This window comes from Pseudobdellovibrio sp. HCB154 (genome assembly GCF_046267985.1).
GTDB lineage: Bacteria > Bdellovibrionota > Bdellovibrionia > Bdellovibrionales > Bdellovibrionaceae > Pseudobdellovibrio.
Map to the genome: position 1 here is coordinate 2,155,729 of NZ_CP176530.1, position 19,146 is coordinate 2,174,874.

General features: G+C 41.0%; 17 protein-coding genes. 4 read left to right on the top strand and 13 right to left on the bottom strand.

Annotation, left to right across the window (positions count from 1 at the left end; translation table 11 throughout):
* Nucleotides 1-72 precede the first annotated feature (72 nt).
* Genes ACKWCF_RS10480 through ACKWCF_RS10490 form a run of 3 tightly spaced genes read left to right on the top strand, consistent with a single transcriptional unit; the run spans nt 73 to nt 2,616 of the window.
* Nucleotides 73-1,038, top strand: a complete 966-nt coding sequence (locus ACKWCF_RS10480; protein ID WP_409477536.1) for a hypothetical protein — start codon at nt 73-75, stop codon at nt 1,036-1,038.
* Nucleotides 1,035-1,943 (top strand): acyltransferase domain-containing protein, encoded by a 909-nt coding sequence (locus ACKWCF_RS10485; RefSeq protein ID WP_409477537.1) that lies wholly within the window; start codon nt 1,035-1,037, stop codon nt 1,941-1,943. Before ACKWCF_RS10480 ends, ACKWCF_RS10485 begins: the two co-directional genes overlap by 4 nt.
* Nucleotides 1,924-2,616 carry a Coq4 family protein gene (locus ACKWCF_RS10490; protein WP_409477538.1) on the top strand — a complete coding sequence of 231 codons (693 nt, stop codon included), beginning with the start codon at nt 1,924-1,926 and terminating at the stop codon, nt 2,614-2,616. Before ACKWCF_RS10485 ends, ACKWCF_RS10490 begins: the two co-directional genes overlap by 20 nt.
* On the opposite strand, the gene ACKWCF_RS10495 is transcribed toward ACKWCF_RS10490, so the two are convergent.
* From ACKWCF_RS10495 to ACKWCF_RS10545, 11 genes are all read right to left on the bottom strand, one after another.
* Nucleotides 2,540-4,699, bottom strand: a complete 2,160-nt coding sequence (locus ACKWCF_RS10495) for a response regulator (protein WP_409477539.1) — start codon at nt 4,697-4,699, stop codon at nt 2,540-2,542. The two genes, ACKWCF_RS10490 and ACKWCF_RS10495, sit on opposite strands and share 77 nt — an antisense overlap.
* Entirely contained in the window at nt 4,692-5,354 is a 663-nt protein-coding gene (locus ACKWCF_RS10500; protein ID WP_409477540.1) for a hypothetical protein, read from the bottom strand. The genes ACKWCF_RS10495 and ACKWCF_RS10500 overlap by 8 nt, the downstream gene beginning before the upstream one ends.
* Nucleotides 5,355-5,459: 105 nt before the next feature.
* Complete coding sequence (hemH, locus tag ACKWCF_RS10505) at nt 5,460-6,482, bottom strand: ferrochelatase (protein ID WP_409477541.1); 1,023 nt, start codon at nt 6,480-6,482, stop codon at nt 5,460-5,462.
* Nucleotides 6,475-7,692, bottom strand: a complete 1,218-nt coding sequence (locus tag ACKWCF_RS10510) for a protoporphyrinogen/coproporphyrinogen oxidase (protein WP_409477542.1) — start codon at nt 7,690-7,692, stop codon at nt 6,475-6,477. Before ACKWCF_RS10510 ends, hemH begins: the two co-directional genes overlap by 8 nt.
* Nucleotides 7,689-9,035, bottom strand: coding sequence for an oxygen-independent coproporphyrinogen III oxidase (gene hemN, locus ACKWCF_RS10515; RefSeq protein WP_409477543.1), 1,347 nt, complete (start codon nt 9,033-9,035; stop codon nt 7,689-7,691). The genes ACKWCF_RS10510 and hemN overlap by 4 nt, the downstream gene beginning before the upstream one ends.
* Nucleotides 9,028-10,038, bottom strand: a complete 1,011-nt coding sequence (locus tag ACKWCF_RS10520; protein WP_409477544.1) for a uroporphyrinogen decarboxylase family protein — start codon at nt 10,036-10,038, stop codon at nt 9,028-9,030. The genes hemN and ACKWCF_RS10520 overlap by 8 nt, the downstream gene beginning before the upstream one ends.
* Before the next feature lie 15 nt (nt 10,039-10,053).
* Nucleotides 10,054-10,737 (bottom strand): response regulator transcription factor, encoded by a 684-nt coding sequence (locus ACKWCF_RS10525; RefSeq protein WP_409477545.1) that lies wholly within the window; start codon nt 10,735-10,737, stop codon nt 10,054-10,056.
* Nucleotides 10,738-11,499, bottom strand: coding sequence for a sensor histidine kinase (locus tag ACKWCF_RS10530; protein ID WP_409477546.1), 762 nt, complete (start codon nt 11,497-11,499; stop codon nt 10,738-10,740).
* A gap of 110 nt (nt 11,500-11,609) precedes the next feature.
* On the bottom strand, nt 11,610-12,896 hold the full coding sequence (locus ACKWCF_RS10535) for a glutamate-1-semialdehyde 2,1-aminomutase (RefSeq protein WP_409477547.1): 1,287 nt from the start codon (nt 12,894-12,896) through the stop codon (nt 11,610-11,612).
* Complete coding sequence (locus tag ACKWCF_RS10540; RefSeq protein ID WP_409477548.1) at nt 12,897-14,381, bottom strand: hydroxymethylbilane synthase; 1,485 nt, start codon at nt 14,379-14,381, stop codon at nt 12,897-12,899.
* The gene (locus ACKWCF_RS10545) at nt 14,372-15,274 is read right to left on the bottom strand and encodes a hypothetical protein (protein WP_409477549.1); all 903 of its coding nucleotides are present in this window, start codon (nt 15,272-15,274) and stop codon (nt 14,372-14,374) included. The genes ACKWCF_RS10540 and ACKWCF_RS10545 overlap by 10 nt, the downstream gene beginning before the upstream one ends.
* Nucleotides 15,275-15,394: 120 nt before the next feature.
* On the opposite strand from ACKWCF_RS10545, the gene hemB reads away from it, so the two are divergent.
* The gene (hemB, locus tag ACKWCF_RS10550) at nt 15,395-16,381 is read left to right on the top strand and encodes a porphobilinogen synthase (RefSeq protein WP_409477550.1); all 987 of its coding nucleotides are present in this window, start codon (nt 15,395-15,397) and stop codon (nt 16,379-16,381) included.
* Here hemB and ACKWCF_RS10555 read toward each other — a convergent pair.
* Together ACKWCF_RS10555 and ACKWCF_RS10560 are read right to left on the bottom strand one after the other, a co-directional pair.
* Entirely contained in the window at nt 16,324-16,824 is a 501-nt protein-coding gene (locus ACKWCF_RS10555; protein WP_409477551.1) for a hypothetical protein, read from the bottom strand. The genes hemB and ACKWCF_RS10555 overlap by 58 nt on opposite strands.
* A gap of 83 nt (nt 16,825-16,907) precedes the next feature.
* Nucleotides 16,908-19,142 carry a RelA/SpoT family protein gene (locus tag ACKWCF_RS10560; RefSeq protein WP_409477552.1) on the bottom strand — a complete coding sequence of 745 codons (2,235 nt, stop codon included), beginning with the start codon at nt 19,140-19,142 and terminating at the stop codon, nt 16,908-16,910.
* Nucleotides 19,143-19,146 lie beyond the last annotated feature (4 nt).

Sequence of the window (19,146 nt, forward strand, 5' to 3'; positions counted from 1 at the left end):
CCCACGCCTGCGTAGATTTTAATCATATTTTAGGGTATACCTCTGCTGACAATTAAAAACGGGGGTAATTTCATGGTAACAAGTCTTAAACAGACAATGGATCAGCTCGCGCAATTGGTGATTAGTGATCCAAATATTGAATCTGCTTTTTTAGCAACTCTCGGCAATATGGAAGAGGTTGCAGCCCGTGAAATCATTAAAACCATCACCCATGAAACGCCACCCGAAGCCTTAGTTGAAATCACTCAACATGCCCAAGATGAACACCGCCACGCCTTTCAACTGCGCGCTTTAAAACCTGTTAAACTTTATTCTGACCTTAAATTCTACGCGATGGAAAACGAGTTATCCGAAATCGGTATCAACTTCGTTTTAGGATTCTTCGGGCAACAGCTGTTACTTAAAGCTCGCTCAGCTAGCCGCTTTGCCGGTTATGTTCACGGCGCTTTAACAATCGAACAAGTGCCACTCCAAATGTACACCGCGTACTATAAACTTACAAAAAATGAAGCGATCAAAAAAGGTTTAGCCGTGGTTCTAAAAGATGAAGCTGATCATTTAGCTTTAGGCCGTAAGTTTTATGAAACCTTATCTCCTGAAGCCCGCTTTGATATCGATGAAATTAACAACATCGAAGCTGAGATGTGTGAACTTTTAGGCCGTCGTATGATTCAAGTGATTCAAAAAAATTTAAATGCAGAAAAAGTAGAAACAAAATCTTTAGAAAATTCATTAACAAAAAGCCGCTCGCGCTTAACGACGTGGATTTTAGCTTTAGCTGAAAATGAAAATAAAAATGCCCGACTTCAAAACGCCAAAGTTCTTGAAGATTCCGTACTCTTTATCACTGGACAAACTAAAGAAGCTTTTAAAGTCGATTTAACTCCTGACTTAACTGCACTTTCAGATTTTAGCCCTGAACGTTTACACCAACATATGTCGGCCTTAGCTTCTGAAACGACTTTGATCGGCGTAAGTTACGCTCTAGAGCAAGCGCAGCGTGGGTTATCGCCAAATTTAGCGAGTGCTTCGTTATGAAAACCGCATTTATTTTTCCAGGTCTAAACGGTCTGATCAAAGCTGAAGATCGTATGCGCTATTTAAATGTTCCTGAAGTAGCAGCGCGCTTAAGACAAGTTGAAGAGATTTTTAAAACGCAAGCGAACCATGAATTTAAATTTGAAAATTACCTGCAAGGTTCAATGCAAGAGATTTATTCGGTTGAAAATATCAGTAAAGCGGCCACAGCCATTTGCGCGATCCAAGTTGGCGTAGCTGAGAATTTAATGAAAAAAGGCATTAAACCTGATTGGACTTTAGGTTGCTCACTTGGGGATTTAGCCCGTGCGGTGATTAGCCACGTAGTCAGTTTTGAAACCTGTATTATGGGCTACATTCGTTTTGCCGACAAATTGCAAGGCATTGAAAAAATTGGCGCCAACGTCGGTGTTTCGAAACCTGCAGGTGCGGCTTTTAGCAAAGATGAAATTACCGAAATGCAGAATTTAGGATTAGATGTTTCAGTAATGACGCCTAATTTTTTAAATATCGGCGGCCGTTACCAAGAGCTTGAGCAGTTACAAATGATCGCCAAAGAAAAAAGATTTCGCACAGTTAAGATTTTAGACTACCCGGCTCACTCAAGATATATTTCTCCGTATGTGCATGCGGCGGCTTTTGAAGTTAAAGATATTCAGTTACAAACACCAACCAATCGTGTGTTTTCGTGCATCTCCTGTGATGAAATTACGAATACCGATATTATGAAAAGTGAGTTGATGTTAAATATGACTCAGCCGTTACGTTGGGGTGAAGCGATTCAAAAACTCGAAGGCCTTGAAGAAGAAATGCGTTTTATTAATGTCGGCCCCTGCAAAAGCTTAACTAAAATGATTCCTGATCTAAATTTAAAATCTGCGATTTATGAAGCTGACGTATTTTAGTATTCCAGGCAAAGTTTTAAAATCGATGTACTATGGTGTGCGTTTATTCTTGCGCCCGCATGAATTAAACACGCTGATTCAGTTAGCGAATCAGCTCACTGATCTTAAAGCTTTTGATGAAGCTGTTTTACACGTTAAAGAAGATGCTCAAGCCAAAGCTTTAATCGCTGAACGCTATTCACCAAAGCCGCTAAATATGGAGAAACTTAAAACCTGCGCACCAGGAAGTTTTGGCTTAGCCTATTACAATCATATGCAAGCTTTTGGTTTAACACCTTACTTTGCACCTGATGTAAGTTTAGCGAGTGAAAAAATTTATCTGCGCGAACGCCAGCGTGTAGTTCATGATTATGTGCACGCGCTGTTAAATATCGGAACAACCGTTGAAGAAGAAGCTAAACTGAATGCGATCTTTATGGTGAAAGGTTGTAGTCCTTTTACTTCAGTAATTGTAGCCGGTGCCTTTTTTCATTTTCTATTTAAACGTCCTAGTGAATTAGTGAAACTGACGCGTGAAGTAAACAAAGGGTTTAATTATGGTGAACAATTAAGAACACCGTTTGCTTTTCGTTGGGAAGAGCACATTCACACCCCGCTTAGCGAAGTTCGTGCATTGATGTCGGCGGCTCGCCCGAATGTTGCTGAGTTACCGCAACTAGAGCCTCGCGCGTAATTGGTTTACTTAAATAATCATCAAAACCGCGACTTAAACAGATTTCGCGGTCGCCTTTCATGGCGTGCGCTGTGACCGCCACGATTTTAGCTTCACAGTTATTTTCACGCAAAATTTTGACAGCCTCAAAGCCATCCATTTCAGGCATCTGAATATCCATTAAGATCACATCAAAATGTTGGGTCAGCGCTTTTTCAATAGCTTGCTGACCGTTTTCAGCGGTTTGTGTTTTCATTCCCGTACCAGAAAGAAGATAAGTCAGTAATTCGCGATTATCTTCCGAATCATCAACGATCAGAACTTTTCTTTTAGCTCCGTCTATAACTTCACTCTTTGCAGAAGCAGTTTGCGACTTAATATCAAGAGAAGATTTCGCGTATTCAAAAGTACGTACTTCTTTGTTTTGCGGAAGTTCATCATACGCAATATCAACAAAAATTAAAAACTCTGTCCCTTGACCAGATTCACTGCGAATGAGTTCTACATTACCACCAAGTAAAATAGCCATTCGGCGCGCTAAGAATAATCCTAAGCCTGTGCCACCGAACTTGCGGGTCATTGAAGAATCTACTTGGGTAAACGGCGTAAACAGATCTTTAATCTGTTGTTCGGTCATACCAATTCCCGAATCACTCACCTTGATTTCTAAACGATGTTTCTTCGGAAGATATTCGTGGGTGGCGACATCGACATGCACATAACCGTTTTGCGTAAATTTAATAGCATTGCTGATCACATTCATCACAATTTGGCGTAAACGGTAGCTGTCGGTGATGATATGTTCTTCGATTGCCGTATTCATAGTGACTGTAAAATCCAGGTTCTTCTCTTGAGCTCTGATCGAAAGAAGGACACCTATGCTATCAATAAGCTGTGGCAAAGAAAAACTGGCTTTAACAGTTTCTAAAGTATCGGTTTCAAGTTTTGATAAATCCAACACTTCATTTACAATACGTAAAAGCTGGTTTCCGTTACGGCGAATCGTCGACACATACTGCGAGGCTTTTTCAGAAATAGATTCATCTTCAGAAAGAAGTTCTGCAAAACCTAAAATCGCTGTCAGTGGTGTACGGATTTCGTGACTCATGTTCGTTAAAAAAGCTGATTTGGCCCGGCTGGCTTCGTTAGCTTTGGTAAATAGGCGCGCATTTTCCAGCGCAAATGAAATGCGTTTGGCCAGCTCTAAGGCCATATCTAAATCCAGTGATGTATAACGACGCTCTTGTTTTGTTGAATAAAAAGTAAGAGCCCCGAAGATTTTTCCGTAATATTTTAGGGGTACTATCATCACTGATGTGACTTCACTCATTTGGAAATCTTCAATCGCCGGAAAACTTAACTGCGGTAAAATTTCTTCAGGCACATGCATGTAAAGTTTTGGATGCCCGGTGCGAATCACATAATTAGTTCCTTCTTTACTTGATGGACTAATCTGCCATTTTTGAGAAACTGGTTTGATAAATTTATTTCCCTGGTGATCGGTGCTCGCTATAATAACGCGCTCAACTGTTAAAGTCGGCTGAGCAAATAAATCGACCACAAACCAATCTGAATAAAATTGATTGGTAATAGTGGCCACTGCACGAAGAATTGAGTTGGTATCTAAGGATTCGCTGATCGCTGTGCTAATTTGTGATAAAAATTTTAACTGAGCCGTTACTTTTTCTGCTTCAGCCCTAGCACCACGTTCAAAAACCAATTGTTCGCTTTGTCTTTCTGAAATTCTTTTTTCTGTGATGTCTTCACTGATTCCCAGAATATATTCAATTTCACCACTCGGCGAAGTCAGAGGTAATTTACGGGTGTTAAAAATACGGGGCCCTTTTACAGTAACAATCTCGTCATCAAAACTTTGCACCGTGGTATTTTCTTTAATTACTTTCAGATCAGTCTCAAGACAACTATGCGCCTGGGCCGGCGGCATATAGTCAGCGTCAGTTTTACCGACGATCGCTGAACCTGGCATACCCATGACCGTTTCAAAAGCTTTATTAACATAAAGATAACGAAAAGTCTTTGCGTCTTTCAGAAAAACAACATTGGGAATATTTTCAATAGCGGCTATGGCAAACTCTTTATTCATCGAGCAGTCTCAAAACTTTTTCTGGTTCAAGCTTGATGATGCGGTTAACGCTCATAAAGCCAAACAGCTTGTCACCGGCATAAACCGGCGAAAAAATACGGGGCTGCAAGACCGCGTAATGTTTTTCAGGAGCGTAGGTTTCGCGAACCTTGTGTTGCGGAATATACGTTGTATCTACCGGTTGTGTAATTTCACCATTTAAAAGTGAACGGCAAAGCTGGTAAATTTGGATATGAATATCATTGTCACGCGAAAATAACTCTGCCCACGGACGGCAAAAAAGTTCTTCTAATGAATAGGTGCAAATATCAAAAAAATTAAAGCTGGCAATGATTAAGCGCGAGTCTAAATTCCAAACATCAACGATATCATGCTTAGTGATGGAATCCACCACCCGTGCTGGCGCGTGCAGGTTAAATTTTTTAAAGAAAGTTCGTATCAAATTAGCCGGTTCAGTCACTTTAAGATTATGAGCTTGCAGATCTTGCGCAATCTCAAGCAAAGTTTGCATTTGTTCGAGAATCACATCTTTTTGTTCTCTGGTTAGACTTGAAAAAAAAGGTAACCCAGGTTCTTCAAAAGGAATAACAAAAAGTCCTTCTTTTCCGAGAACTTTTTGGAGCTTTACACTGAGATCAATAAACTCATTTTTCACTTTAAAAACCTTGCTCGTTAAGAGGTGTTTTTCTAACCCCTCAGACTAGAACAAGCAAGCAACAGGCCTGATTTTGACAATATTTCCCCAGTGTTTGACTGGATTTTAACTGTGATTTTGATCCCAGCGATCTGGAGCGTTTACTATCCCGGCAAAACCAGAAATCCAAGCTAATTCATGGTTTAATGATTCAGCCATAACAAAGTCTTTACCGCCCCAATTTTTAAAGTTGTGTTGAAGCTCTAAATTGATTTCTTCGAGTGTTTCTAAACCATCAGTGACAAATGCGGGACAGGCCACAACAACTGAAGTAACACCTTTATTCTTGACCAAACTTTCAGTGGTTTGTTCAGTCGATGGTTCTAACCATTTTTTAGGTCCCACACGCGATTGAAAACAAAGCGTGTATTGTTCTGGCTTTAAGCCCAAACGTTTACTTAAAAGTCTTACGGTTTGTTTGCATTGGGCATAATAGCAATTTGAATCGTTATCTGATCGGTCACAGCAAGATTCTAAATCACAACCCGTTGTTTTTTTAATTTGCGAAACCGGAAGACCGTGAAATGAAAAAAGAAGGTGGCGATCTGCTTTAACCAGTGGTTTTAAACGATTCACCCACCCGTTTAAAAAAGCTTCGTGATCAAAAAAAGGTTTTAAAGTTTTAATGTTTTTTTGTTGGGGCCAAATTTTTTTGAGTGCTGGTAGAAGCACATCCAAAGCTGAACCGGTTGTGGCCATCGCAAACTGCGGGTACAGCGGCGCCACCAGAACTTCATCATAGTTATTCTGTTGATAAGGTTTTAACGTTTGTTCGGCATTAAGTTCACCGTAACGCCAATGAATGACCACATCTACATTCGGTACTTGCTTCTGCAAACCTTCAGCAAATTTGGTGGTTTCAACGACCAGCGGTGAACCTTCAGCAGTCCAAATATTATGATACTTTTCTGCCGAAGGCTTTTTACGGCGCCAAACGATTCCTAAATTAACCAATATAAAACGCGGCAGCCAAGGAATATCTAAAATTCTTTTATCCATTAAAAATCGGCGCAAGTAAGCTCCGACCTCTTTCGGCTCAGGTTTTGTAGGGCTTCCGATTTGACTTAAGATTAATAGTTTTTTACCCATAATGTACTTTAAGTTTTTTTGCTAAAACGATGTTTTGATCATAGATTTTAGCTAAGCCGATTTTTCCCAAGTAGTTTCCTGAAAGATAAATATTTTCTTTAGCCAAGGTTTTTGCGGTTTGCTGGTAAGTTTCTAAAAACTTTTCCAACTGCAGATTATAGGCTGGAATCGCTTTAGGCCAACGCACGATGTGGCTTTCTAAAGGTTCGTCTTGATTTGGAAAAAGACGCTGACGATCCATTAGCACATGTTGCTTAATCTGCTCGTCACTCAATTTTTCTAAATCTTGGCTAATAATCCAAGTCTCCGAAGGGTTCGGCCCACGATTGGCAAAGATGCAAGAATTGATCAAAACCCCGGCGGCAAAAAAGCGCTCTACCGGCGGAAACAAACAGCCAAAACCTTCAAGGGTTCTGGCCCCTTTTGGCCATACCAAAGTTACTGTCGTAATGGGCACAGCTTGAATTTGGTCTAACCGCTGTGCCTGTGGAATGAGTTGAGCAGCCTCCCATGCTGAGGTCGCTATCACCACCACATCATTTTTTTCTAGATTTAAATCTTTTAAATCCAGAATTTCTTGATATTTAATAATCACATCTTTTTCAGCCAACTTTTGTTTTAACGCTGAAATCAGTTCACCCATTCCGTCTTTAGGAGAATATGTCACTGGCTTGTACTTTTTTGCTTTTTTAAATGCGGTCACGGGTTTAAACGATTCAAGAACAGCTTTTGCATTTAAGTATTTGGGTGTTAAAGCAAAAATTCCCTGCACCGCTGCACTTAAAATCACGCCGGTAAATGGAGCTCCGAAAGACTGCGTACCCCATTGTTCAAGAGTCAGATCGGAATCAATTTGCTTTTTCGTAAAGATTTTTTTTAGAACAAACTTAAATCCCGCAGCTAAAAATTTAATTGTTTCAAGAAAACTTAATGGCCAACGGCGAGGTCTCTGGTTATGAAAAATAAATCTTTTTTTGGCTTCGTTTTGTGACGGTTGAAATTCAACTCCCAGCTCTTTAGCTAAAACTTCAAAACGTGGATTCCATAAAACCCCATTAGCTGCAGTTTCGCGTAAATGGGTTGGCGTACGATACGACTGAATCCGCCCGCCTATTCGATTTTTTTCATAAACGATAACCTTAAGACCTGCTTTTTGCAGCTCCCAAGCTAAACTTAACCCCGAAAAACCAGCTCCAACAATATGAATCATAACGACTGAGAAAAAATACGTGTTTGCGGTTTATTACGTTTTAAATGTTCATCAAAGAAAATACAGATATTACGTAAAAATGGTTTGCCGTTATCTGTAACTTTAACTTTATCACCTTCGATGACCACTAAATTATCCGAAATCATTTCTTTTAAAAACTCAGGAGCCAGTTGTTTTTGCTCCGGAGTCATTTGAACTTCGTAGGTCGTCATTAATGATAAGATTTGCTGGCGGCGAACAACATCTTCATCGGTTAAAATATGTCCCCGTGAAGTCGGAATTTGTCCTGCATTTAAAAGCTCTTCGTATTTCGGAAGAATTTTTTCGTTTTGGTGAAAGCTTTGTGGTGTTTCAGAAATCGAACTGACACCAAGCCCCAGCATCACTTGCGATTTTTGATCAGTATAGCCCATAAAGTTTCTGTGCAACTCCCCATTTTTCATGGCCGTTGCCAGAGCATCATCAGGTAAGGCAAAATGATCCATACCGACTTCAATGTAACCAAAGTTTAATAACTCAGTACGAGCATACTCATAAAGATCACGTTTATCTTTGCCGACCGGAAGGTCTTCGTCTTTAAATAAACGTTGGGCCGGCTTAATCCAAGGCACTAGAGCAAAGCTATATAAAGCAATGCGGTCCGGACGAAGTTTTTTCGTCTGTTCAATGGTGTACTTCATTGTATCTAGAGTCTGCTTCGCTAACCCGTAAATTAAATCGTAATTCACCGACGTGAATCCAATCTCACGAGCAAAACGCGTTATACTTTCAGTCTGTTCAAATGACTGTGAACGATTAACCAACCGCTGAATCTCAGGGTTAAAATCCTGAACTCCTAAGCTGATACGGCGAAAACCCAAACTGTATAAAGTCTCTAATTGTTCGCGGTTGGTACGACGAGGATCAACTTCGATGGATCCCTCAAAGTGTTCACCACGTTTTGTGTATTCTAAAATTGGCGTAAGCAAGTCTTTTAAATGTTGAGCCGATAAAAATGTCGGCGTACCGCCACCTAAATGAATTCCTTGCAGCTGCGCTTTAGCAAACTCAGGAACTAAATTACGGTATAGTTCCCACTCTTTAAGAACCATTTTGACATACGGATCTTCTTTTTTATGATCTTTGGTAATGATGTTATTACAGCCACAAAATGTACAAAGACTTTCGCAATAGGGAACATGAATGTACATTGACCATTGACTGTTTTCACCAGCCAAACCTTGGCGCAAGTGAGATAACCATTGTTCAGTCGTCGGAGCGACTCCCCAGTACGGCACAGTAGGATAGCTTGTATAACGAGGTACCGGAATATCATATTTAGCAAACAGTTGAGAATCATTCATGGAAAACCTCACGCGTGATTTGTACAAAACGTCGAACGTTAGCTTCAGGAGTTTTTGGCAAAACACCGTGGCCAAGACCACAGACCCAGTTACTTCTTTGCTCAGGAGTTAATTTTTTAAATCCTTCTAAGTAAGTGCGGTACGTTTTTTCAAATTCATCAGCTGATAAAAACAATAAAGCTTGGTCAAAGTTTCCTTGTACGAAGCCTGGAGTAGATAATTCAGTCTTATTTAAGATCGAAGGTAAATTCCAACGGTGGTCAAAACCCATTCCTGCCCAAGGTAAGGCTAAGAATTCCGGTGTAAAGAACGAACGTTGTGTGCCTTTTGAATAATAACCAAGTTTACCTGGGTAAGCCTTAGATAGTTCAGCCATTAACGGTGCGATCCACTGTTGGTAAAACGCAGGACTAACTTCGCCAGCCGCCGTATCAAAAATCATAACGGCATCAGCGCCGCCTTCAAATTGAATACGGATATTTTCTTTTAAAAGCGGAAGCATGATTTGCGCGAATTTTTGAAATAACGCCATATCTTGTTTACTTTTAATCAATGAGCCTGCGTGTGAACCTTCAACGGCGTACACAAACAATGTCCAAAGACCGCCAATAAAACCGATCACCTTTTTTTGTGACGGAATTTTTTCGCGCGTTAAAATCATCGCTTCTTTTTGGAAAGCTAGTTTTGGAAGTGCGTCGGTCCACGGTACAAGTTTACCGACTGTCGCTTGATCCAACTGAAAACCTAAACGTGGCCCGTGATCAGTGTATTCTAAACCCATGCCTAATGCTTCCAGCGGGAATAAAATATCACTGAATAAAATTGAAACGTCGAAATCGAAATCTTGCACAGGGCCTAAAGCCACTTCACTTGCCAGATCTGGAATTTTACAAAGATCCATAAACGAATGCTTTGCACGTAGTTTTTGATAGTGTGAATGATAACGGCCTGCTTGGCGCATCATCCATACGGGAGGAGCTTTAGTTCCGGTTTTTAAAATCATAGTTTTTCTCCTGCTTTATGCTTTCTGTTCAAATACATAGCCGACACCACGAACTGATCGAATCATCTGTTCGTCGGTATCACCGATGAGGTGACGAAGGCGAGCAATTGCATTGTCAATGGTACGGTGGCTGGTTTCGCTTTCACTTCCCCAAACCGCGTCAATTAATTGATCACGGCTGACCGGCGTTCCGGCTTGGCTTGTAAGGTGTTTTAAAATTTTAATATCATTCACCGGCGGATATTCGATTGACCCGTCCGGCTGGTAAACCGCAAAGGTGGCAAAGTTAATTTTTACTTTACCCACTTCAACTTCGATTTGGCTGGCATGTGCTTCAAACACATGGCCAATACGTAAAAGTAATTCTTTTAAATGGAATGGTTTTGGTACGAACTCTTGAATACCGATTTCGTAACCTTTAAGGCGCGTTTCTGGATCACCTTGTGCTGATAAAATTAAAACTGGCGGCTTGTACGATAGCGACTGGATCTTTTCGACTAAATTCATACCGTTGCCATCCGGCAAACCTAGATCACAGATTAAGAGATCAAAAGTTTCTGTGCTAATCAGCTGATTGGCTTTAGCTAAAGTGTTGGCCCATTTAACATTATAGGTTTTGCTTAAACTTGTTTTCAAGCCTTCGCCAAGAACTGGATCATCTTCGACGAGTAAAATATTTTTCTTAAAAGAAAGCGTCATTTAAACACCCTTTCCTTTAGGTAAAATAACTAACACCATCAATTGTGAATTTTGACCTAGCTTAAATTGAATTTGCCCAGAAAGTTTATCAACTAAGAAGCGGGTTAAGTATAAGCCTAAACCATTACCATGTGATGATTTAGGTTGGATAAAACGTTGACCCAATTGTTCTAATTCACCGGTAAAAGCTTCGCCGTTAGCTTGAAACTGAATTTCGTAATGGCTAGCGACTTCTTTAACAACCAACTGAACTTTCGTAGCTTTACCGTGTATCACCGCATTCTGAATTAAATTGCGAAATACACTACGCAGGGCTAATTCATCAGCGTAAACCGTAGCATCAGAAGTCATGCTGATTTCAATTTCGGGCCATTCACTGCGAATCACTGAAAATATTTTTGAAATCTTCACATTTTGCAAATGCATAACTTGCGTTTCACCACGCGCTACCCACAATGAATTTTCTAATTGCAGATCTAGCTGGTTCATGTTTTCGCCGAGACGGTTTAATGTCTGTTGGTCAAAACCATCGCGTAGTAAATCTGATTGCAGGCGTAAACGTGAAATTGAAGTTTTTAAATCGTGGGCGAAGTTGCCAAAAAATAGACGAATCTGTTCTTGGCGCTCTAAATCTTTTTTTGTGAGAATCATCAGACCGATACCACCAACAACAATCGACACAAAGAAAAATACACCTTCTGACATAATCATACGGTAGGAGCTTTGAAACTCCTCGGCCGTCATTAGACTCTCTACAGCCATTAGCTGACGCAAACTTAATAGCCACCACCAGCCTGTCATGGCCCCAATTAACAAGAACCAAAGAACGGCTAGGTAAAAGCGCAGTCTGCTTTGCGAGAGGTCTTTTAAATTCACGCCAGTGATTCCCCCATGATTTTCACCATGTCGTTAATGACATCTTCAGTGTGCGCTAACGATAAGAAACCCACTTCGTAAGCATTAGGGGCTAAATACAAACCTCTATCTAACGAATTTAAGAATAACTTTTTGAAAGTTTCTTTTTGGGTTGGCGCAATTTGTTCCACTTGGCGGATGGGTGAACCATCTGCTGTTTTAGTGTGTAACCAGAATAAACTTCCGTAACGAACAAAGTTTAACGGTAAATTTAAATTTTTAATTACATCATTAACTTTATTTTCTAAAAGTTGTCCGCGCTTCTCTAAAACCTGGTAACCGTTTTCGCGTTCCATTTTTTCTAGAGTTGCAAGACCTGCGACCATCCCGACCGGATTAGCACTTAATGTACCGGCTTGATAAACTTGACCCAGCGGAGCAATTAAATCCATTAAGTCACGACGACCGCCGTAACAACCGACGGGAAAGCCCCCGCCTAAAATTTTTCCGTATGTAGCTAGATCAGGTTTAATTCCTAAAACTTCAGCCATACCACCAAGTGCTACACGAAAACCTGAGATCACTTCGTCAAAGATTACTAAGGCGCCGTTAGCTTTAGCTAGCGCACATGCTTTTTGGATAAATTCTTTGCGTTGAATTAATAAACCGTAATTCGCTGGAAGTGGTTCCATGATTAAGGCTGCGATATTTTTACCTTCGCGAGCGAATACTGCTTCCAAAGCTTTTTCGTCATCTAACGAAACGGTTAAAGTTTCAGAAGCTGTTTGTTCAGAAACACCAGCACTTGATGATGCTGTTACACCGGCTAAACCAGAACCTGCTTTGACAAGTAAAGAATCTACGTGACCGTGGTAACAACCTTCAAATTTTAAAATTTTAGTTCGTCCTGTGGCTGCACGAGCCACACGTAACGCTGACATCACGGCTTCTGTACCAGAAGATACAAAGCGAAGTTTTTCAACCCAAGGTACTTTTTTTTGAATCCACTCACCTAACATTAATGAGTATGGTTCACACGCACCGAAAGTCCACGCGGTATCGATCATCTCCATCACTTTAGATTGAACTTCGGGATCACGGTGACCTAAGATCAACGGACCAAAGCTTTGGCAGCAGTCGATATATTTTTTACCTTCTACCGAAGTTAAATAGGCCCCTTGTGCTGATTTAAAAAAGACCGGTGAACGACCAAGGCCAGCAAAAGAACGTACCGGAGAATGTACTCCACCTGGAGCTACTTGTTTTGCGCGTTCAAAATAATTTTCAGATGTCATGTTGTTCATTTACGACTTCCAACTTTCTTCATTCAAATAAATATATAAGTTTTTATCAGACCCTAAAGTGTCTTTCAGGTTTTGCCACGTTTTACCCGGGCCACAGGCATGAGCACAATTTAAAAAGTTCTGCTTTGGTGCACCATCAAGAGCCGTTAAAACCGCTTGAAATTGGCTATGACTCTTCCAGTAGAAGAAATACTTTCCAGAAGCTAATAAATCACCTTTAAGCTTGGCGATTTCACCATCTGCCAGCTGAATTTGCAGATCGTAAGTTCCCGCATTTGACGCTAGTGTGTGCGTCAATGTCACTAGCTCAGGCTGGGTTTTACCGATCAGCCATTCAACGCGAGGGCTTTCGCTCTCGCCTAAGCCTTCGGCGCAGCCATTTACCCATACGCCTTTTTTAGCTAATTTTTCCCAAGTGCTTGTGCCCGCGGCCCAAACAACGCCTTGGTACGAATTAAGATCAACTGAACCCGCAGCTTCACTGCGCGCCACCCACACCATGTCGGTATTGGCTAAAGAAACATCGGCCGGCTTTTGCTGACGTGAAATTGAAAAATTAAAACTGTGCTTTACTAAATCACCGGGTGCAGACTTCGTCGCTAAAAGCTTGCGCGTATTCAGCACTTCACCTTTAGGCGAAAGACCTTTGACCGTTAAAATTTCGCCGTAACTGCGAGTGAGTACCGCGACACCGATTTTTTGGTGGCAGCCACCGCCGTAGCCCGAAAAAATTTTTCTTTCATGAACAACACTTGAAGCTGTTTGTTCACAGTGAATTTTAGCAAACAATTCTTTTAAATCTTTACGATCACTTCTGATTTCAATCGCCAGCGCACCTTGGGCTGCTGCATTTGGATTTTCAGACAATGGCGGGATAATCCAATTGCATTTGGCTAAATGCCCACGGATTTTTTCTTGAACCGGTTTAAATTCTGGATACGGATGAGCGAGTAAACGATCAATCGCTGCTTTCGCTAAAACTAAACCGTCGATGGATTCATCATCGGTCATTTTTTGTAAACGGGTTGGAATATTTCCGCGCACATTCGCAAATTCGATTTTTTCTGTCACCCACGGCAAGTGTTTTGATAGAAACGGAATTAAATTGTATTCACGACGAGGCGATGAAGAAAAAATGCGTAAAGCTTTTTTCTGTAAGCTCGATTTCTTAATGAGAACTAAATCACGCTGATCAGCACGCGGAAGTGTAGCCACGATCTCGGTGCCTTGTGTGTGTTCAACCGGAAGATCTTTCCATGAATGAACCACGAAATCTAATTTACCGTTGATGAGGTCTTGATAGAAATCTTGTGTGAAAACGCCCTTCTCAGGCATTTTCCATAAAGGATCTGTTAGATTTTTATCACCTAAAGATTCACGAAAGATGTATTCGATATCGACGCCTAAAGATTTAAGGGCGTCACCCACTAAGTACCCTTGCAGACGAGCTAGATCGCTCTGTCTGGCTCCTAAAACTAACCGCATAAGTCTTCCCAACCGAAAGGACGTAATGTCACCTTATCCATTTGAGCTAAGCGCCACTGTTCTACAGCGGCCAACGCTTGCTTTTGTCTGGAAGCTAACAAATCCTTTTGTTGAGAGAAAAATTCCATCACATGTTCTAACGTGATCCACGATTCAATTTGTGGATCACGATCATTAAATAATTTAGCATCACGGCGTAGGTCGATCACATACTTCCACTTATTCGTAGAATTTGAAACGATCGTTTTTAATTGCTCGTGAGAAATCGGTGCCGCAATCACTAACACTTCACTTGATGGTAAAGCATTCTCAAGCGGATGAAGTGATAATTTTCCACCCGCTTCAACAAAGTGAGAAAAATGTTTCATTACTTGAATTTGTGATTTTTCTAAATTGCGTGCAAACACTTGCACGTTCTTAGCTTGTAACCACGGAAGCACATCTTCAACTAAAGAGCCTGCACCGATGATTTGTACGTTGTTTTGATTTTGTAAAACGCGGCGTAAGTAACCACCGTAAGACTGCGAACCAAAGTTATATAAATATTTTTCGCGCACTTCTTTGATTAACGAAAACCAAACTTGCATGCGAGATTGAAATTTTTGAACCCAGGCATGTTTTGCATTTAAGTTAATGAATTGGCGGAACTGGCCTAAGATTTCTGTTTCACCGATCACCGGTGAATGCAGACCACATAACACTTCAAGTAAAAAACTTTCAGCTTCAAGACCATTCATAAAACCACGGCCATCGGCCACAAAACCTGTCTCATCTAAGTAAAAATAAATTTTACGGCGACAAGTTTCCCATAATAGAACAGCATTGTTATCCACGATTAGTGGCGCTAAATAGGTGTGTTCTTGTTCAATGGGTTGGTGCCAGAGCTTAAGCATATTTGTACCATAGCAAAGATTCTCAATTAGTTTGTCACAAGTTTGTCACCGCCCGAAAAAAAAGTTGCTATTTTTAACGAGGTAGCTCAATTTAATCTCGAAAGAAGATGGGTGATTTTTATGCACAGACCTAGACGATTACGCCAAACCAGTAATATTCGCGAGATGATCGCCGAGACAAATTTACATGTAGCAAATCTTATTTACCCTGTCTTTATTTGCGACGGTGAAAACATTGACCAGCCTATTCGCACGCTTCCTGGGCAGTCTCGCATGAGTATTGATGTTTTGAGCCAAAAAATTACCGCTTGGAAAAAATTAGGCCTTAAAAATTATGCTCTTTTCCCAAAAATTGAAGATAGCAAAAAAGACTCACGTGGATCAGAAGCTCTTAACGATAACGGTTTACTTCCAAAAGCCATCAAATACCTTAAACAAAATCATCCAGAAATTAGTTTATTTACCGATGTAGCACTCGATCCTTACTCGTCAGATGGCCACGATGGTATCGTTAAAAACGGCGAAATTTTAAATGACGAAACCGTGCAAATTTTATCGCAAATGGCAGTGAAACAAGCACAGTGGGGCGCCGACTGGGTCTGCCCTTCAGACATGATGGATGGCAGAGTCGCTGCCATTCGTGAAGCGTTGGATGAAAACGGCTTTACAAAAACGAGTATTCTTTCTTACACCGCAAAATACGCTTCAAGTTTTTACGGCCCATTTCGTGAAGCTTTAGACTCTGCTCCAAAAGCTGGAGATAAAAAAACTTATCAAATGGATTTTAGAAATCGCACCGAAGCTGTTCGTGAATTATCGTTAGATATTTCTGAAGGTGCAGATATGGTGATGGTAAAACCAGGGCTTCCTTATCTTGATGTGGTCGCTGATCTTAAAGCGCACTCTTCAGTTCCGGTGGCTGTGTACAATGTCAGCGGTGAATACGCGATGTTACATTTCGCAGCTCAAGCTGGAGCTCTTGATTTAGAAAAAACAATGATGGAGTGCATGTACTCATTCCGCCGAGCTGGGGCTGATGTGATTTTAACTTACTTTGCTCCAGAAGTAGCTAAAGTTTTAAATTCGATAGAATCTAAAATTTTGTAAGCCTGATCTTCAGAGAAGCTTTCTTCAGGAAACATGATAATCACCATGTAAAGGTTTTGGCCTTTGACGATGTAGGCGGCTCGAATAAGAATTTTTTTATTTTCTACTGTGGTGTTGTAGATACCAATGTAGCCTTCGTAGGATTTACCTTTGATCTCTTCAAAATTAGGAACCGGTGTTTTATCACCCAGCTCTAGAGCCATAGCATTGATCGACCCCGTGGCGGCGCCATCGAGTGAAACTTTAACCTTATCTTCGTAAACAGTTTTAACGACGTTCATTGTGACTTCGCCGCTTTGAAGAGCACGAACTTGCTTGAACTCTTTCACCATCACCTGAACTTCGGCAGGAATTTCTGGCATATTCGGATCGACTTCAAGCTTAAACGGAGACTGAAATTGAATATCGTTGAAAGTTTCTAAATGCCATTCGATGACTGGCATTTTCGCTGACTTAGCATTCTTGAAATACATCCCGAGATAAAGCCCGAGCAGTATAATTCCAATAAAACGAATGCCCTTACCCATTATTCAGTCACGCGCTTAACGCCGATAATACCTTTGATTTTTTGCAGAGCTAAAATTGAATTTGTTAACTGAGTTAAATCTTTTACCGAGATTTCAAAAATACAAACCGCTTTTTTATCGCGAGTTGTTCTGATCTGCGCTGATTCGATATTAATACCCTGGGCGGAAAACGCCTCTGACATTAACTTTAATAAGCCCGGAACGTCTTGACCGATCACTTCTAGGCGCACTTGGCGCTCTTGGCCTACAGCTGCCGTTTTTGTTGTCCATGCAACATCTACACGGCGCATTTGATCTAACTCAAACACTTTATGGCAATCACTACGGTGGATCATAATGCCCTTACCGCGCGAGATAAAACCAGAAATTGGATCACCTGGAATCGGTGCACAGCACTTCGCAAAGTGAACTAAAACGTCATCCATGCCATCAACTGACACAAGTGAGTTTGTTTTACGTTTTTTACTTTTCGCAGACTTGACAACTTTCTCCATGAACGAAGCTGATTCGGCTGTTTTAGCATCTACAACTTTTTCTGGAGCTTCAGGAACTAAGGCTGAAACTAAATGACGAGGTTCAGTTTTACCGTAACCCACTTTAACAAATAAATCGTCGGCGTCTACGACACCGCTATCGCGGGCATACTTTTCAAAAATCTCACCTTTAAGATATTTTGAAGCCGCCATGCCGAATTTTCTAAACTCTTTCTCGACAAGGTCTTTACCCATGGCAAGAGCATTACGGCGCTGTTCTTCTTTAACGAACTGGCGAACTTTTGATTTGGCCTTATTGGTAACAACAAACTTTAACCAATCTTTCGACGGTGTTTGTGTTTTAAGAGTGATAATTTCAACACGATCACCATTTTGTAGAGCGTGTTTTAATGGAACCATACGCCCGTTAACGCGAGCTCCGGTACAGGTGTTACCTAAGTTTGTGTGAATCGCGTAAGCTAAATCCACCGGCGTTGAACCTTCTGGAAGTTCTTTAACATCTCCACGTGGCGTGAAAACGTAAATGTCTTTCTCCATGAGGTCAGTTTTAATGGTCTCTAAAAATTCATCAGACGAATCAGCTTGTTGGTGAAGAGATACTAACTCACGCAGCCAGTTGGCTTGCTGTAATTTATCGCCGGTTAAGTTTCCGCGCTCTTTATAGTTCCAGTGGGCCGCGATCCCTTTTTCGGCGATCAAATGCATTTCTTCAGTACGGATTTGAATCTCGATACGATCGCCACCCGGGCCGATCACCGTTGTATGCAGTGATTGGTAGTTATTCGATTTAGGCATCGCGATGAAATCTTTAAAACGGCCTGGAATCGGTTTCCAGATCGAGTGGATATACCCGAGCACTTCGTAACATTCTACGACTGAACTTACGATAATACGAAACGCTAACACATCGTAAATCTGATCGTAATCAAGATTACGTGAAGTCATCTTTCTATAGACTGACCATAAGTGCTTTGAACGTCCGTAGATTTTGTAATTTTTAATATTTGATTTCGACAATACGTCGCTGACGTTTCTTTTTACTTCTTCGATATAACGATCAGTATCGCCTTCAGTCTTTTTGATTAATTGAACAAGTTCATAGTATTTATCAGGGCGAGAATATCTAAAACACAGGTCTTCTAATTCGATCTTTAAAGCACTGATACCGATACGGCCCGCGAGAGGACAATAAATCTCTAACGTCTCTTGCGCGATACGATTTTGTTTCTCGTACGGCATATGATTTAGCGTGCGCATATTGTGAAGGCGATCCGCTAACTTTACTAAAACAACGCGAACATCTTTACCCATCGATACGATCATCTTACGAATATTTTCGCCCTGCTTTTCAAAGCTGTTACGAAAATTCATCTGACCGATTTTAGTAACGCCATCAACTAAGTACGCGACCGTTTCGCCAAATTCACGTTTGATATCATCTAAAGTTACATCTGTGTCTTCAACCGTATCATGCAGTAAGCCCGTCATGATCGTGTCCATATCAAGTTTTAAATCAGCTAAGATTCCTGCAACACTTAACGGGTGTGAAATGTAAGGTTCACCAGATCGGCGCAACTGCCCCTCGTGAGCTTTTTCAGAAAAGAGATAAGCCTTCTCAACGATTTGTAAATCGGCCTGAGGATAGTACATTCTAATTTTAGCTAATAGATCTTCGACGGTTTTCACCGGCTTTGTGGGTAAACGGTCATCAAGATGCGAAGTCGAAGAAAAGTCAGACATTCCT

Excerpts from the sequence above, each read along its gene's own strand:
- ACKWCF_RS10555 (WP_409477551.1), bottom strand. The coding sequence starts at position 16,824 with ATGCCAGTCATCGAATGGCATTTAGAAACTTTCAACGATATTCAATTT.
- ACKWCF_RS10560 (WP_409477552.1), bottom strand. The coding sequence starts at position 19,142 with ATGTCTGACTTTTCTTCGACTTCGCATCTTGATGACCGTTTACCCACA.
- hemH (WP_409477541.1), bottom strand. The coding sequence starts at position 6,482 with ATGGGTAAAAAACTATTAATCTTAAGTCAAATCGGAAGCCCTACAAAA.
- ACKWCF_RS10495 (WP_409477539.1), bottom strand. The coding sequence starts at position 4,699 with ATGAATAAAGAGTTTGCCATAGCCGCTATTGAAAATATTCCCAATGTT.
- hemN (WP_409477543.1), bottom strand. The coding sequence starts at position 9,035 with ATGAATGATTCTCAACTGTTTGCTAAATATGATATTCCGGTACCTCGT.
- ACKWCF_RS10480 (WP_409477536.1), top strand. The coding sequence starts at position 73 with ATGGTAACAAGTCTTAAACAGACAATGGATCAGCTCGCGCAATTGGTG.
- ACKWCF_RS10545 (WP_409477549.1), bottom strand. The coding sequence starts at position 15,274 with ATGCTTAAGCTCTGGCACCAACCCATTGAACAAGAACACACCTATTTA.
- ACKWCF_RS10510 (WP_409477542.1), bottom strand. The coding sequence starts at position 7,692 with ATGATTCATATTGTTGGAGCTGGTTTTTCGGGGTTAAGTTTAGCTTGG.
- ACKWCF_RS10485 (WP_409477537.1), top strand. The coding sequence starts at position 1,035 with ATGAAAACCGCATTTATTTTTCCAGGTCTAAACGGTCTGATCAAAGCT.
- ACKWCF_RS10490 (WP_409477538.1), top strand. The coding sequence starts at position 1,924 with ATGAAGCTGACGTATTTTAGTATTCCAGGCAAAGTTTTAAAATCGATG.
- ACKWCF_RS10535 (WP_409477547.1), bottom strand. The coding sequence starts at position 12,896 with ATGAACAACATGACATCTGAAAATTATTTTGAACGCGCAAAACAAGTA.
- hemB (WP_409477550.1), top strand. The coding sequence starts at position 15,395 with ATGCACAGACCTAGACGATTACGCCAAACCAGTAATATTCGCGAGATG.
- ACKWCF_RS10530 (WP_409477546.1), bottom strand. The coding sequence starts at position 11,499 with ATGGCTGTAGAGAGTCTAATGACGGCCGAGGAGTTTCAAAGCTCCTAC.
- ACKWCF_RS10525 (WP_409477545.1), bottom strand. The coding sequence starts at position 10,737 with ATGACGCTTTCTTTTAAGAAAAATATTTTACTCGTCGAAGATGATCCA.
- ACKWCF_RS10520 (WP_409477544.1), bottom strand. The coding sequence starts at position 10,038 with ATGATTTTAAAAACCGGAACTAAAGCTCCTCCCGTATGGATGATGCGC.
- ACKWCF_RS10540 (WP_409477548.1), bottom strand. The coding sequence starts at position 14,381 with ATGCGGTTAGTTTTAGGAGCCAGACAGAGCGATCTAGCTCGTCTGCAA.